Here is a 14,614-nt window from a genome sequence, read left to right on the forward strand (position 1 = left end):
GTCTTCTCTTGGCATAATTTTATTTTCCCACTTTCGGTGGCTTCTAAAATATAACTGTCATTAATTATTGTTGTACAACTATAACCTTTGCGCGTTATTAATAGCTATGTATACCAATTTTAATGGGTACGACAGGACTCGAACCTGTGACCGTCCGCTTAGAAGGCGGATGCTCTATCCAACTGAGCTACGTACCCATGAAGCCTTCACAATCATAGCTAAAATTGTCTAAATAAGCAAGAGAAAATTAAAAATTTCCTAATTTCATTCAGAGGGAACAGGGAACGGGCAACACTTCGACAAGCTCAGTGCATCGCAGGGAACAGAAAAAACTCATGTTTTTAACCGTTTATTTGCCACAGAGATAACCGGGGTATTACAGAAAAATCAATTTCCCGATATATCTGCCGCAAATGCAGTAAAATCTTTCCTAACCGCGAATTTGTCACAGATGAGTAAAATGCCAGCTTGGCAAGAAACTCATGTAATTCTTTTTTTAGAAGAACTGCACAGATTAGGAAAAACATACTTTGGTGACACCAAGAACTATTTATCAGTTGGTTACAAAAATCTCCACTTCATCAGCTTTGGCGTTAAGGTGGATATTGATTTGTTAAAAAACAACTCTTAACTGGCACTTGCCTTTAACTGGCTATTGTCTATCACACAAGTACGTAAATGCCAATTATTTCATCAATTTTGTAAACAATATTACATTCAGAGCATTTACATAGTTAATCTCTATGAGTAAATCTTACGACAACTCATCTGATCTCAAGCCCACCTACTTAACTACTCAAAACCTTGTTCTTTGCTGTTTTAGCTGGGCTGTTTTAGCATTGTTATACTTTTTGTTGTTCAGTGCCAAAATCTCTGACCCAGAGCAAGCAGGAATAGAAGTTCGCGCCCAGTGGTATGTAATTGGTACAAATATTTTTGAAGCTGTGGCTTATTTGGGTGCAAGTCTCTTATGCTGGAGGAACTGGCGGAGTACCCAAATGGTTAGTAGTGGAAAAGTCTGGCTCTCAATCGGGTTAGGAATGTTTGCTTATTTTATAGGTGGACTCGTTTTCGGCTATATAGAAATCGTCCTAAAACAAGAGCCAGATGTATCTATTGCTGATATATTTTTTGTCCTCACATATTTATGTTTAGGGACTGGTATGGCTTTAGCCTTGCTTTCTCGCCGCATTCATCTAGACCCATGGCAATGGCTAATTGTAGCAGCAGTTGGCGGATTAGGCAGTTTTCTCCCTTGGTTGATTGCTCAAAAAGAGCAAACATCAACTGAACAGATAGCCTTTTTTCTCAACTTGTTTTACATAGTTAGCGATGTGGCATTATTAATTATTGCCACAACTATGCTGCTGGCTTTTTGGGGACGTAAAGTCTCCTTGTCTTGGCGAATGATTGCCGCAGCCGCATTTTCGCTCTACATTGCAGATATGCAGATATGTGGTTTAAATTCGCCCAATGACCTAATTATCAAAGTGGAGACATACTAGAAGTATTCTGGGTGTTTAGTGGAGTGTTATTCGGTCTGGGTGCTGTTCTAGAATATGACGCATCATTGAGTCTTAAAGGCCGAGACCGTGGACGCAAACGAACTTAACAAATTTTGGTGTCTACCGTGAGAAAATTAACAGATTCTGACAAACAAGAAATTCTCAAGCTATATCGAGAAACTGCGGAAACAACCTCGACTTTAGCAGAACGCTATGGTGTGAGTAACTCTACAATTAGCCGTCTGCTTAAAAGTACCTTACCAGAAGAAGAGTACGAATTTCTCGTCTCTTTAAAACGTGCTGCTAGAACCCCTGAAGGCAGAGCGCAGGTAAGTTATGAGCAGTTACCGCTGTTGACCCAACCACCATTGCTAGTAGAGGCTTCTAGCAGCGTCAGCAGTGGTGGGGAGTTATTGAACCCAAAAGTAGAAAAGCCCACAATAGAAGCAGAAGCATTACCAAAACCAGAACCAGAGAATGATTTTGATTTTGATCAACCGATTCCGGCTAATAGACGGGTGAAAACACGCTCCTCAGCAGTGGAAAAACCCAAGCTTCCTGTTATCAAGGAAACTCCTATTGTCAAAGAACTGGAAATTGTTAGACACAAGCCAACGGAAACGCCCATTGTCCCCAAACCAAAGATAGAGGTAGAAACTCGATATTCACAGCCGAGTCTGTTTGCGGAAATTCTCGATGAAGATTTGTTGGATGAACCTGATGATTTAGAAGATGACGATTTAGATGATGATTTGTATGAGGATGAGGAGGACTTTGAGGACGAAGACTATGAAGCTCCAAAACCCCTAGTTACTAGACGGGGAAATGGGGAAGTATCTGTACAAGTTTTACCATTGTCAGTCGCTAATTTACCGAAAACTTGCTATTTGGTAATTGATCGTTCTGCGGAGTTAATTACCCGGCCACTCAAGGATTTTGGTGATTTGGGTCTCATTCCTAGTTTGGAAAATCAACAGAAAACACTGCCAATTTTTGATAACCATCGTGTAGCTAAACGCTTTTCTACTAAGCGCGATCGCGTGATTAAAGTTCCCGATAGTCAAATGCTCCATAAAGCTAGTAGCCATTTACAAGCTAAAGGGATTACGCGACTGTTGATTGATGGTCAAGTCTACTCATTGTCTTTGGTCTAAGGCAATGCGAATATTTGCTGGTTGGAGTAGTTAGCTACTCTAACCGCCGCTTGATCAAGGTGGCCTCTGACCATGTTAAAATCAAAATAATATTCATAATTCCGACTGATTTTAAGTAGTTTATTTAGCCAAATAGGTGCTATTAATTGCTTAATTTTAATTTTGTCTACCGCTTTATTCAGAAACGTATCTACCGTAATGGTTAACACTGCTGCTTCTCCTACGACCAATCGTCAGCCTTCCAAAGTCGAAGGTATCAAAGAAAATAGTAATTTTTTACGTGAACCTGTAGCCACGGAAATCCTTGAGGACACTACCCACTTTAGTGAAGACGCAATTCAGATTCTCAAGTTTCACGGTTCTTATCAACAGGATAACCGTGATAACCGCATCAAGGGTCAGGAAAAAGATTACCAAATGATGCTGCGGACAAAAAATCCCGGTGGTTTAGTACCCCCTGAGCTTTATTTGGCTTTGGACAAACTGGCTGATGAATATGGTAATCATACCCTCAGAGCTACTACTCGCCAAGGCTTTCAGCTACATGGTATCTTAAAAAAGAACCTGAAAGCGGCGATCGCTACAATTGTCGAAAATCTCGGTTCAACTTTGGGCGCTTGTGGTGACATTAACCGCAACGTTATGGCTCCTCCAGCCCCCTTTAAAAATCGCTCAGAATATCAGTATGCTTGGGAATATGCCCAAAATATCGCTGATTTACTTTCTCCCCAAACCGGTGCTTATTATGAAATTTGGTTAGATGGGGAAAAAGCCATTAGCGCTCAAGAACATCCAGATGTCAAAGCAGCCCGACAAACCAACGGTAATGGTACTATTCTTCATGATTCCGTAGAACCCATCTATGGAACTCACTATATGCCCCGCAAATTTAAAATTTGCGTCACAGTTCCGGGAGATAATTCTGTTGATTTATATTCCCAAGATTTGACGTTGGTAGTGATTACCAATAAAAAAGGTGCATTAGCAGGATTTAATATTTTTGCTGGTGGTGGTCTGGGGAGAACCCATAATAAAGAAGAAACCTTTGCTAGAGCCGCTGACCCCATTGGCTATGTAGCCAAAGCTGATGTCTATAATCTTGTAAAGGCTATAGTAGCGACACAACGAGATTATGGCGATCGCACGGACAGACGACACGCGAGGTTAAAATACTTAATTAATGATTGGGGTGTAGATAAATTCCGCACTCAGGTAGAAGAATACCTTGGCAAAAAACTCGAACCTTTTAAACCTCTGATCCAGTTTAAATATAAGGACTTCTTGGGCTGGAATGAACAAGGCGATGGTAAACTATTTTTGGGTATTTCCATTGATAACGGGCGTGTGAAAGATGACGGAACATTCCAACTAAAAACCGCTTTGCGGACAATTGTTGAGCAATTTAATCTGCCTATTCGGCTCACAGGTAATCAAAACCTGCTATTTTACGATATTGCACCAGAAGATAAAGCAGCAATTCAAGAGATTCTGGATAAATGTGGCGTTGTTGCTGATCCTAGCCAAATAGCAGCATTAACCCGCTATGCTATGGCTTGTCCGGCTTTACCTACTTGCGGTTTAGCAATCACAGAATCGGAAAGAGCCATTCCTGGAATTTTAGAACGAATTCGGGCTTTATTAGATAAATTAGGTTTACAAAATCAGCATTTTGTGGTGAGGATGACCGGTTGCCCTAACGGTTGCGCTCGTCCTTATATGGCAGAATTGGGTTTGGTGGGTAGCGCTGTGGAGTCTTATCAAGTATGGTTGGGTGGTTCACCAAATCAAACTCGGTTAGCGCAACCTTTTGTGGAAAGACTGCACCACAATGATCTTGAAAGTTTTCTAGAACCGATTTTTGTCTTCTTTAAAAAGTCGCGGACACCGAAAGAAAGTTTTGGGGATTTTTGCGACAGATTGGGTTTTGATGCAATTAGGGAATTTGTGGCTGATTACACACCAGGAGATCCTACTAGCAGCGGTAAGTCCCGTCACCGCATCAGTCTGCGGGATGATTTTTACGCGCAACTCAAGGAAACGGCGGAAAAACAAGAACGACCGATGACTGATTTGGTACATGAGGCTTTGGAGGCTTATTTCCAAACTCTGTAGTCAGATATTCTCACGCATTGGTGTCAACTTAGGTTACAGATACTTCGACAAGCTCAGTACAAGTGGCTTATTTGTTTAGCTTCCACACCCGCCAGGGAATAAATTCCCTGTCTCATAGCTCAAGTCCGTTAAAACGGACTAATAAATTTTCCTAGTATTTAGTCATCTTTTAGATGACTTTCGCTATTAGCAAGGAACTTGAGTTTCTTGCGGGATGAAGATTTTGCGTTAAGTTGACACCAATGATTCTCACGCAAAGGCGCAAAGTTGTTTTTGGGGTTTTTTGCGTGAGATTGAATTACAGCTATTTTTGGGTGAATTAATTACATTTTTCTTTCTCACGCAGAGGCGCAGAGGCACGGAGAGAAATCAAGTTATTGTAGTTGAGAATCAAATATATATGATATATGAAAAAACTTTTAATTACAGGTGTTAGTGGATTTCTAGGTTGGCATCTTTGTCAATTAGCGCAGCTAGGATGGGAAGTTTATGGTACATATCATACCCATTTTCTAGAAATACCTGATATGAAAATGGTGAAAGTTAATTTAACAGACTTTCAGGAATTAAAAGGGATATTTAATGATATCAAACCGGATGCAGTAATTCACACTGCTGCCCAATCTCAACCAAATTATTGTCAACTTCATTCCCAGGAATCTTATAAAATCAATGTTACAGCCTCTTGTGATATTGCGGGACTTTGTGCTGATAATTCTTTACCTTTAGCTTTTACCTCTACCGATTTAGTTTTTGATGGTTTAAATGCACCTTATCAAGAAATAGATCAAGTATCACCTGTTAATATTTACGGTGAACAAAAAGTCGAAGCTGAAGCAGGTATATTAAAAGTATATCCCCAAGCGGCTATTTGTCGAATGCCGTTAATGTTTGGCAGGGAAACACCCACAGCTAAAAGCTTTATTCAGCAATTTATCCAAATATTGAAAGACGGAAAAGAACTAAGTTTATTTATAGATGAATTTCGCACTCCGGTTAGTGCAAATACAGCCGCGAAAGGGTTATTATTAGCTTTAGAAAAGGTTAATGGGATCATTCATTTAGGTGGAAAAGAGAGAATTTCCCGTTATGAATTTGGGAAAATATTAGTTGAAATCTTACAACTTCCAAATGATAAATTAAAATCCTGTTTTCAGGCAGATGTGAAAATGGCAGCAGCAAGGCCAAAAGATGTTTCTTTAGATAGTTCCCAGGCTTTTGCTTTGGGTTATCAATCATTATCTGTGAGAGAGGAGTTAGAAATATTAAAATCTACCTGTTAGGGTCTGTTAGCGAAGCATAACGCCCCATGCAAAGTCGTTTTTCAGGTTTTTTGCCTGAGATTACGGACGGGGAGTATAGCTGACACCATACTCCTGTATTTTTTTTAAACTGTCACTGGTTGACGAACTTCTACTGCTTCTCCAGTTAAACTAAAAGCCCGAACTTCGGTAATTTTGACTTTGACTATTTGTCCTTTAAGTTCATTAATATTACCAGTAAAGAACGTAAGCCGATTTCCGCCGGTTCTTCCCATGACTTGATTTGTGTCTTTGGTGTTTTGCGCTTCTACTAATACTTCTTCAATGCGGCCAAAGTAACGTTGCGATCGCTCGGCTGCCTTAATATTAACTAAATGATTCAATCTTTGCAAGCGATCGCTTTTTACCTCTTCACTGAGTTGATTATCCCACAAAGCCGCAGGTGTGCCAGGACGGGGTGAATAAGCCGCAGTATTCACTAAATCAAAACCGATATCTTCCACCAATTTCAAAGTATTTTCAAACTGTGTTTCTGTCTCACCGGGAAAACCCACAATCGCATCAGCACTAATTGACGCATCTGGCATATATCCTCTAATAGTATCAATAATCCGGCGATATTTTTCGTGTGTATAACCCCGTGACATAGCTTTTAAAAGCTCATTGTCACCAGACTGAAAGGGAATATGGAAATGTTCGCATACCTTGGGCAAATCTGCACAAGCTTTAATTAATCTTTCTGTAAAATAACGCGGATGACTCGTGGCAAATCTAATGCGTTCAATGCCCGGTACATCATGTACATAATAAAGTAAATCTGTCAATGTGTGCAGGTGACGACCTTCGGGAGTAGAACCGGGTAAATCTCGTCCATAAGCGTCAATATTTTGACCCAAGAGCGTAATCTCTTTGTACCCTTGTCTCGCTAACTGTTCAATTTCGGATCTAACCGCTTCTGGTGTGCGAGACTGTTCCACACCACGGACGTTAGGAACTACACAATAAGTACAACGTTCGTTACAGCCATAAATGATATTTACCCAAGCTGTGACTTGACTATCCCGACGCGGTTGGGTGATATCTTCAAAAATGTGAACTTCTTCAGTAGCGACAACTTGATTACCTGCAAAAACCGACTCTAGCAAATCTTTCAGACGATTAGCGTGTTGTGGTCCCATGACTAAATCTAATTCTGGCACCCGTCGCAGTAAAGCTGCCCCTTCTTGTTGGGCAACACAACCAGCAACAATCAAAGTTAAATCAGGTTCTTCCTGCTTGCGTTTGGCCTGTCTACCTAAATAAGAATATACCTTTTGTTCCGCATTATCCCGAATGGTGCAGGTGTTGTAAAGGATTAAATCTGCCTGATTTGGGTCTTCTGACCACTCAAAGCCCATGTCCTCTAAGATGCCAGCCATGCGCTCAGAGTCGGCCTTATTCATTTGGCAACCGAAGGTAATAATGTGGTAATGGCGGTTAGTGGTCATTGGGAATTACGCTTAGTTAGTAATGTATATCAAATCTGTTTATTATTCAGTTTACAACTTTTCTGGCAGAAACAGGCTCATTGAACAGAAGTTTCACACCTTTTATATCTATATGGATAATAACAGCTTTCATCACATTTTCCCTAATTTGGTTTGTTCACTACATATATATAGTAGTAATAATCGAAAGTTTATGGCTAACAAAATTATAACCAATCACCAATAAATAATGATCAAAAAATTAAATCTTTTGCAAATTATCTGCATTAATATAGATGATATAGCAAAGGTATATTCCTTATACAGCAAGATATACAGCTACAATTTATATCATTAATAATCGAAAAAATAAAAAAATATAAATTGCATTTTTACCCGAAAAAAAATGATAGGTTGTATACAGAATTGAATTTCGCTCGGATCTGGAGTAGTCGGATTAGTCTTACTCCAGTTTTTTACCCTTAAATTCTTGATAAACAAGAGTTTTCAGGATAATTTGCCGAAAAGTTGAGTACAGTCGAATATCAAGAAAACCCAATAAAAAGATAGCTGAAATCCTTACAGGTATTGACTTGGAGATGAGTACAAAGAAATCCTGAACCCCTCACTATAAATACTCGTACCCCTCACTATAAATACTCGTACCCCTACCCGAAAAAATCTTTTTTAATTTTTGTATCGTTGCAATGCAAGGATTTAAGGATTTGAGTACAAACATAATAAATCCAATAAGTTCTATCCCCTGTCAATGAAGGGGGGCAAAAAAAAGGGCTGCTATAAATCATTTATCGCCAATCACTTAACGCTCCTTAACAAAACCAAGTTAGCAGTCAAAAGTGAGTGGAGGGATGAGATTAGCACCATGTCTAAAATAATTTAGATATTGGCAGTAGTAAAAGCATCTCCCACAGTGGCTCTCAAGTCCACCTCCAACAGCGAAATTCAATGACACTACCTGCTACAGATATTCTCACCTCCGACTTTGAGAATGCCATTATCGCCCCTGCTACATCTGCTGCTTGCGGTTGCGACAGCACCACAACTCCAGAAATGGATGAAAAACTCATAGAACGCATTTCTAAACACCCCTGCTATAGTGAAGAGGCTCATCATCACTATGCACGGATGCACGTTGCCGTTGCTCCAGCTTGTAATATTCAATGTAACTATTGTAACCGCAAGTATGATTGCGCTAACGAAAGTCGTCCTGGAGTAGTGAGTGAATTACTCACACCGGAAGAAGCTGCCCATAAAGTGTTAGTAATTGCCGGAAAAATTCCTCAAATGACTGTGTTGGGAGTTGCTGGTCCTGGTGATCCTTTGGCTAATCCAGAAAAAACTTTTCGGACTTTTGAATTAATTGCCGATAAAGCACCAGATATTAAATTGTGCTTATCTACTAACGGTTTGATGCTGACAGAACATATTGATCGCATCAAGCAATTAAATATAGATCACGTTACTATCACCCTTAATACCATTGACCCCGAAATAGGTGCAGAAATCTATTCTTGGGTTCACTATAAACGCAAACGTTACAGAGGGATTGAAGGGGCAAAAATTCTTCTAGAAAAACAATTGGAAGGATTGCAAGCTCTCAAAGAAGCTGATATCTTATGCAAAGTTAATTCCGTAATGATTCCCGGAATTAATGACAAACATTTGGTAGAAGTTAATAAGGCTATTCGTGAAAGAGGAGCATTCTTACACAACATTATGCCGCTCATTTCTGCACCAGAACATGGTACACATTTCGGTTTAACTGGTCAACGTGGACCAACAGGAAAAGAACTGAAAGAAGTTCAAGATAGCTGTTCTGGTAACATGAAAATGATGCGCCACTGTCGCCAGTGTCGAGCCGATGCGGTAGGATTATTAGGAGAAGATCGTAGCCAAGAATTTACTAAAGATAAGTTCATGGAAATGGCTCCAGAATATAACTTTGAAACTCGTCAAGAAGTTCACGAAGGGATTGAGAAATTTAGAGAAGAAATTAAGGCTGCAAAAGATAAAGCATCAACTGGCAAAAAATCTGCTAATAGTCCTAAAATCTTGATTGCAGTAGCAACAAAAGGTGGTGGATTAGTTAACCAACATTTCGGACACGCCAAAGAATTTCAAGTTTATGAAGTTGATGGTAATGAAGTTCGTTTTGTTAGTCACCGCAAGATTGATCAATATTGTCAAGGTGGTTACAGCGAAGCAGCTACCGCAGACAATATAATGAAATCAATTGCAGATTGTAAAGCAGTCTTGGTATCGAAAATAGGCAATTGTCCCAAGGAAAAACTAGAAGCAGCAGGAATCCAAACTGTTGAAGCCTATGACGTAATTGAAAAGGTTGCTTTAGAATTTTACGAGCAATATGTTAAGGCTAATGGGTAATGGGTAATAGGTAATGGGTAATAGGAATGGGTAATATGTTCCAATCACCAATCACCAATTACCAATCACCTATTACCTCTTCACCAATTCCCACAAAGGTAAATAATCATGGCTTACGAAATTACTAGCCAGTGTATTTCCTGCAAGTTGTGTTTATCTGTTTGTCCTACCGGTGCAATTCAAGAAGTTGACGGTAATTACTGGATTGACTCGGAACTTTGCACAAATTGCGCTGGTAGTATTCACACCGTACCTCAATGTAAAGCCAGTTGTCCTACTGTTGATGGTTGCGTTAAACAACCTAGTGATTATTGGGAAAGTTGGTTTGCTACTTACAACCGTGTGAGAGCAAAGTTAACCAATAAGCAAGACTATTGGGAGAATTGGTATAAATCTTATTCCCAAAAGATTGCCCAACAATTGCAAAAGCATCAAGGACCAATAGTTATATAGGTGACAGGTAACAGTTAAGAGGAAATAGGAAATAGAGAATATTTATATTTATCTTCCTTCTGAATTTCTGACTCCTGTAAGGGCGAAGCATTGGGAAAATAGTCTTCGACAAAACCGATAATTTATCGCCCCTGTAAGGGCGAAGCATTCAGAAAATAGTCTTGGACAAAACCGATAATTTATCGCCCCTGTAAGGGCGAAGCATTGGGAAAATAGTCTTTGACAAAACCGATAATTTATCGCCCGAATGCTTCGCCCCTACTTTATACTTTTATATGGAAAATCATGCAAAATAATTGTATCTATCTTGATAATAATGCCACCACTAAAATAGATCCTCAAGTTGTTGAGGCAATGATGCCTTATTTGACGGACTATTATGCTAATCCTTCTAGTATGCACACTTTTGGTGGACAACTTGGGAAGGCTGTAAAAATAGCTAGAGAACAAGTTGCTGCTTTACTGGGAGCAGACGAATCAGAAATTGTTTTTACCAGTTGCGGAACTGAGGGCGATAATGCTGCTATTCATGCTGCTTTATTAGCTCAACCTGAAAAACGTCATATCATCACTTCCCAAGTAGAACATCCGGCAGTTTTAAATGTCTGCAAACAATTAGAATCTAAAGGTTATCAAGTTACCTATTTGTCGGTAGATTCTCATGGACAAATGGATTTGAGTGAGTTAGAAGCTGCTCTAACTGGTAATACTGCTTTGGTAACAATGATGTATGCCAACAATGAAACCGGCACGATATTTCCAATTGAAGAAATTGGTGCTATGGTTAAGGAATACGGCGCTCTCTTCCACGTTGATGCAGTGCAAGCGGTAGGCAAAATACCCTTGAATATGAAGACCAGCACCATAGATATGTTAACTATATCTGGTCACAAAATTCATGCTCCTAAAGGTATTGGTGCTTTGTATGTGAGACGTGGGGTTCGTTTCCGTCCTCTCTTAGTTGGTGGACATCAAGAACGAGGACGCAGAGGCGGTACAGAGAACGTTCCGGGAATTATTGCTCTTGGCAAAGCTGCGGAATTAGAACTGTTACATTTAGAAGAAGTATCTCAGAGATTAACAAAGTTGCGCGATTATTTAGAGAAATCTCTTCTATCCAAAATTCCTGACTGTGAAGTAAATGGTGATATCAAACATAGATTACCAAATACTACAAATATCGGGTTCAAATATATTGAAGGTGAGGCAATTTTGCTCTCTTTAAATAAGTACGGTATTTGTGCTTCTTCTGGTTCTGCTTGTACTTCTGGTTCTCTTGAACCTTCTCATGTTTTACGGGCAATGGGTTTACCCTACACTACTTTACATGGCTCAATTCGCTTCAGTCTTTCTCGCTACACAACCGAAGCTGAAATTGATCAAGTAATAGCAGTAATGCCGGAAATTGTTGACCGTCTCCGAGCTTTATCTCCCTTCAAAAATGATGAAGCAGGTTGGTTACAACAACAATCCGTAGGGGCGAAGCATTCGGGCGATCAATTATCGGTTTCTCCCAAAGGCTTTTCTCCGAATGCTTCGCCGGTACATTAGTCATTAGTCAGTGGTCAGTAGCAAGTAAAAACTGACTGCTGACTAATCAAAAATTACGAATCACCGATCTAAAATCCAAAATCTAAAATTAACTATGTGGGACTACACTGATAAAGTATTAGAGTTATTTTACGATCCCAAAAACCAGGGTGCTATTGAAGAAACTGGCGAAGCTGGTGTGAAACTGGCAACTGGTGAAGTGGGAAGTATTGCTTGTGGTGATGCTTTAAGATTACATTTGAAAGTTGAAGAAGCAACAGATAAAATTCTCGATGCTCGGTTTCAAACTTTTGGTTGTACCAGTGCGATCGCATCTTCAAGCGCTTTAACTGAAATGGTCAAAGGTTTGACTTTAGATGAAGCTTTGGGTGTGACAAATAAGGAAATTGCTGATTATTTAGGTGGTTTACCTGAAGCGAAAATGCACTGTTCTGTTATGGGTCAAGAGGCTCTAGAAGCTGCGATTTATAATTATCGTGGCATTCCTCTAGAGGCACATGACGATGAAGAAGGTGTCCTCATCTGTAGCTGTTTCGGAATAACTGATGCTAAGATAAAGAAAGCAGTTGCACAAAACAATCTCTTCAGTGCAGAGCAAGTAACAAATTATGTAAAAGCTGGTGGCGGATGCGGTTCTTGTTTAACGAAGATTGATGATATAATAAGAGAAGTAAAGCAGGAAGCCGCCAACAAAAATCTCTACAGCTACAAGGCGAAAGCTAAAACAGAAATTCCTAGTTCAGAGCCACAAAAACCATTAACTACAGTTCAAAAAATTGCTCTGATTCAAAAAGTATTAGATGAAGAAGTCCGACCCGTTTTAATCGCCGACGGGGGAGATGTGGAACTTTATGATGTTGAAGGCGATAAAATTAAGGTAATTCTTAAAGGTGCTTGCGGTTCATGTTCTAGCAGCACAGCCACTTTAAAGATTGCGATTGAAGCGAGATTACGCGATCGCATCAGTAAAGAAATTATTGTCGAAGCAGTTTAGAAATTAGTCATTAGTCAGTGGTCATTAACAAAAAATAACTGACAACAAACAAAAATCCTACAACCCAATAAACACCATGAACACCACCAAATTTTCTGTAGAGCGATCGCCTCCATAGATAGCGACGTTCTACAAACGCTCACCGCCGTAGAACTTGGCCGTGAGAACCAACAAAACCACCAATCAACTAATTCTAGGAAACACGAACAATGACTGAAGAAAAAATTAGACAGATAGCTTTCTACGGCAAGGGCGGTATCGGTAAATCTACCACTTCTCAAAATACTTTAGCCGCTATGGCTGAAATGGGTCAACGCATCATGATCGTAGGTTGCGATCCTAAAGCTGACTCTACTCGTTTTAACAATATGGACACCTCTCACAGCCACTGAGATTTACGCTTACCGCGAACTCTTGTAATCCTGTAATATAGATATCGTCGGTACTACTAGAGAAACGACAGCTATGAACCCTATTTTGCAACAAATTCAACACCATACCGCCGCTCTAGAACAAAAAGCACGAGAGAAAACGCCTATCACTTCAAACCAAGTAAGGCGCGAAGGTTTGGCGCAAGCATTGGCGCAGGCGGTGGCGTTAAATCCTTTTGCAGAAATTGCTGATCCAGTTGTTTGGCAGCGTGAACAACGCCAAGATCGCAATTTATTCGGGAGAGACGATGCTGATTGATAGCAATTTGATTATTTATGCTACTCAGCCGCCATATTTTATCAAGCCAACCTCTAGAGATCAACCACCATGTCAACATCAATTGCAGAAATATTACCCGCGATTGCCGCCCTATCCCATGCGGATAAATTTCAACTAGTACAGATAGTGTTAACACAACTAGCGCAGGAAGATAGTATTAAATTCGGACAAATACAGCAACCTACCCAGCCATTTAGTCCACGCTCGTTTTTTGGGGTTACTCACCAACCAAAGCAAGTCATTGATGACTACTTAACCAGTAATCGTGAAGGTTGGCTCTAATGGCTTACTTGATTGACACCAATATCATCATCTACTATTTTAACGGGTTGACAGATGACGAAGCCATCCACGCCATACTCGCCGATAGTTTCAAAATTTCTATTATCACCAAAATCGAATTTTTGGGCTGGGGGCAGTTTGCGGCTGACCTTGAATTGCATACTAAAGCGAGGGAATTTATCAGCCATGCCACAGTATTCGATCTGAAAGAAGCTATCACTGAACAGGCTATCTTGCTCAGACAGAAATTTAAGACCAAAACACCAGATGCCATCATCGGTGCGACAGCTTTGGTTAACGGTTTAACTGTTGTTACCAACAATACACTTGATTTCAGCCGTTTAGGTGTAAAAACCATTGGTGTAACTATTAAATAACTTCCATCATGAACCGACAAGATTATCGACAGCTACAAGTTCCGCAAGGAAGAGGAGCGTTATTCTCGTCGTGTCGCAATGGAAAAGATCATTGAGGAGCATGATTCTGATTCTAGAATAGTTTAATCTCAGCACTTTATAAGAATAAAATTTTAAAGATTGTACTTAAACTGAAAAATATCAGATATAATTGATAGAAAAAATATCAATTTATTGAGGAGTTAATATGGCAACAATATCGAAAGAAAAGCAGCTTTAAGATTTCAACAGAGGCAAGCGATGACCTCTTTAAAAGCAAAGCACAAGAACGATAGATAATATTTAAGGAAAACCAGAAAAGC

The 14,614-nt window shown here is 39.8% G+C and carries 14 protein-coding genes, 1 tRNA gene and 1 pseudogene; 13 read left to right on the forward strand and 3 right to left on the reverse strand.

Going from position 1 to position 14,614, the window contains the following annotated elements; translation table 11 throughout:
* Nucleotides 1-123: 123 nt before the first annotated feature.
* Nucleotides 124-197: transfer RNA gene (locus tag ANA_RS16755), tRNA-Arg, on the reverse strand.
* A 254-nt stretch (nucleotides 198-451) separates the two neighbouring features.
* Here ANA_RS16755 and ANA_RS26115 point away from each other — a divergent pair.
* The 3 genes and pseudogenes from ANA_RS26115 (at nucleotide 452) to ANA_RS26685 (ending at nucleotide 2,659) form a co-directional block, all read left to right on the forward strand.
* On the forward strand, nucleotides 452-631 hold the full coding sequence (locus tag ANA_RS26115; protein WP_148279071.1) for an Npun_F0813 family protein: 180 nt from the start codon (nucleotides 452-454) through the stop codon (nucleotides 629-631).
* A 112-nt stretch (nucleotides 632-743) separates the two neighbouring features.
* Nucleotides 744-1,612 (forward strand): annotated as a pseudogene (locus tag ANA_RS16765) (hypothetical protein).
* 18 nt (nucleotides 1,613-1,630) lie between these two features.
* Nucleotides 1,631-2,659, forward strand: a complete 1,029-nt coding sequence (locus ANA_RS26685; RefSeq protein ID WP_041458114.1) for a transposase — start codon at nucleotides 1,631-1,633, stop codon at nucleotides 2,657-2,659.
* Here ANA_RS26685 and ANA_RS26690 read toward each other — a convergent pair.
* The gene (locus ANA_RS26690; RefSeq protein WP_041458115.1) at nucleotides 2,656-2,868 is read right to left on the reverse strand and encodes a hypothetical protein; all 213 of its coding nucleotides are present in this window, start codon (nucleotides 2,866-2,868) and stop codon (nucleotides 2,656-2,658) included. The two genes, ANA_RS26685 and ANA_RS26690, sit on opposite strands and share 4 nt — an antisense overlap.
* On the opposite strand from ANA_RS26690, the gene sir reads away from it, so the two are divergent.
* Nucleotides 2,858-4,771 carry a sulfite reductase, ferredoxin dependent gene (sir, locus tag ANA_RS16780; RefSeq protein WP_015081220.1) on the forward strand — a complete coding sequence of 638 codons (1,914 nt, stop codon included), beginning with the start codon at nucleotides 2,858-2,860 and terminating at the stop codon, nucleotides 4,769-4,771. The two genes, ANA_RS26690 and sir, sit on opposite strands and share 11 nt — an antisense overlap.
* Before the next feature lie 407 nt (nucleotides 4,772-5,178).
* The gene (locus ANA_RS16785; RefSeq protein WP_015081221.1) at nucleotides 5,179-6,054 is read left to right on the forward strand and encodes an SDR family oxidoreductase; all 876 of its coding nucleotides are present in this window, start codon (nucleotides 5,179-5,181) and stop codon (nucleotides 6,052-6,054) included.
* A gap of 104 nt (nucleotides 6,055-6,158) precedes the next feature.
* Here the strand turns inward: ANA_RS16785 and miaB are convergent, their stop codons facing one another.
* The gene (miaB, locus tag ANA_RS16790) at nucleotides 6,159-7,520 is read right to left on the reverse strand and encodes a tRNA (N6-isopentenyl adenosine(37)-C2)-methylthiotransferase MiaB (RefSeq protein WP_015081222.1); all 1,362 of its coding nucleotides are present in this window, start codon (nucleotides 7,518-7,520) and stop codon (nucleotides 6,159-6,161) included.
* Nucleotides 7,521-8,465: 945 nt separating this feature from the next.
* Here miaB and nifB point away from each other — a divergent pair.
* The 8 genes from nifB to ANA_RS16830 all read left to right on the forward strand — a co-directional run bounded on the left by nifB (nucleotide 8,466) and on the right by ANA_RS16830 (nucleotide 14,273).
* Nucleotides 8,466-9,905 (forward strand): nitrogenase cofactor biosynthesis protein NifB, encoded by a 1,440-nt coding sequence (nifB, locus tag ANA_RS16795; RefSeq protein WP_015081223.1) that lies wholly within the window; start codon nucleotides 8,466-8,468, stop codon nucleotides 9,903-9,905.
* A gap of 108 nt (nucleotides 9,906-10,013) precedes the next feature.
* A complete protein-coding gene (locus ANA_RS16800; RefSeq protein WP_015081224.1) occupies nucleotides 10,014-10,358 on the forward strand; it encodes a DUF362 domain-containing protein in 345 nt (114 codons plus the stop codon).
* A 285-nt stretch (nucleotides 10,359-10,643) separates the two neighbouring features.
* A complete protein-coding gene (gene nifS, locus ANA_RS16805; protein ID WP_015081225.1) occupies nucleotides 10,644-11,909 on the forward strand; it encodes a cysteine desulfurase NifS in 1,266 nt (421 codons plus the stop codon).
* Nucleotides 11,910-12,003: 94 nt separating this feature from the next.
* Complete coding sequence (gene nifU, locus ANA_RS16810) at nucleotides 12,004-12,903, forward strand: Fe-S cluster assembly protein NifU (protein ID WP_015081226.1); 900 nt, start codon at nucleotides 12,004-12,006, stop codon at nucleotides 12,901-12,903.
* Nucleotides 12,904-13,112: 209 nt separating this feature from the next.
* Entirely contained in the window at nucleotides 13,113-13,295 is a 183-nt protein-coding gene (locus ANA_RS16815; protein ID WP_041458116.1) for an AAA family ATPase, read from the forward strand.
* Nucleotides 13,296-13,368: 73 nt separating this feature from the next.
* Entirely contained in the window at nucleotides 13,369-13,593 is a 225-nt protein-coding gene (locus ANA_RS16820) for a hypothetical protein (protein WP_015081228.1), read from the forward strand.
* Between the two features lie 69 nt (nucleotides 13,594-13,662).
* Nucleotides 13,663-13,896, forward strand: a complete 234-nt coding sequence (locus tag ANA_RS16825) for a hypothetical protein (RefSeq protein ID WP_015081229.1) — start codon at nucleotides 13,663-13,665, stop codon at nucleotides 13,894-13,896.
* Nucleotides 13,896-14,273, forward strand: a complete 378-nt coding sequence (locus ANA_RS16830) for a type II toxin-antitoxin system VapC family toxin (RefSeq protein ID WP_015081230.1) — start codon at nucleotides 13,896-13,898, stop codon at nucleotides 14,271-14,273. Before ANA_RS16825 ends, ANA_RS16830 begins: the two co-directional genes overlap by 1 nt.
* Nucleotides 14,274-14,614: the final 341 nt, after the last annotated feature.

Origin of the sequence: Anabaena sp. 90, from assembly GCF_000312705.1 — a bacterium.
In the GTDB taxonomy this organism is placed as follows: Bacteria; Cyanobacteriota; Cyanobacteriia; order Cyanobacteriales; family Nostocaceae; genus Dolichospermum; species Dolichospermum lemmermannii.

What these genes read in the sequence shown, in the direction of transcription:
- ANA_RS26115 (WP_148279071.1), top strand. Translation starts at nt 452, where the DNA reads ATGAGTAAAATGCCAGCTTGGCAAGAAACTCATGTAATTCTTTTTTTA.
- sir (WP_015081220.1), top strand. Translation starts at nt 2,858, where the DNA reads ATGGTTAACACTGCTGCTTCTCCTACGACCAATCGTCAGCCTTCCAAA.
- ANA_RS16785 (WP_015081221.1), top strand. Translation starts at nt 5,179, where the DNA reads ATGAAAAAACTTTTAATTACAGGTGTTAGTGGATTTCTAGGTTGGCAT.
- miaB (WP_015081222.1), bottom strand. Translation starts at nt 7,520, where the DNA reads ATGACCACTAACCGCCATTACCACATTATTACCTTCGGTTGCCAAATG.
- nifB (WP_015081223.1), top strand. Translation starts at nt 8,466, where the DNA reads ATGACACTACCTGCTACAGATATTCTCACCTCCGACTTTGAGAATGCC.
- ANA_RS16800 (WP_015081224.1), top strand. Translation starts at nt 10,014, where the DNA reads ATGGCTTACGAAATTACTAGCCAGTGTATTTCCTGCAAGTTGTGTTTA.
- nifS (WP_015081225.1), top strand. Translation starts at nt 10,644, where the DNA reads ATGCAAAATAATTGTATCTATCTTGATAATAATGCCACCACTAAAATA.
- nifU (WP_015081226.1), top strand. Translation starts at nt 12,004, where the DNA reads ATGTGGGACTACACTGATAAAGTATTAGAGTTATTTTACGATCCCAAA.
- ANA_RS16815 (WP_041458116.1), top strand. Translation starts at nt 13,113, where the DNA reads ATGACTGAAGAAAAAATTAGACAGATAGCTTTCTACGGCAAGGGCGGT.
- ANA_RS16820 (WP_015081228.1), top strand. Translation starts at nt 13,369, where the DNA reads ATGAACCCTATTTTGCAACAAATTCAACACCATACCGCCGCTCTAGAA.
- ANA_RS16825 (WP_015081229.1), top strand. Translation starts at nt 13,663, where the DNA reads ATGTCAACATCAATTGCAGAAATATTACCCGCGATTGCCGCCCTATCC.
- ANA_RS16830 (WP_015081230.1), top strand. Translation starts at nt 13,896, where the DNA reads ATGGCTTACTTGATTGACACCAATATCATCATCTACTATTTTAACGGG.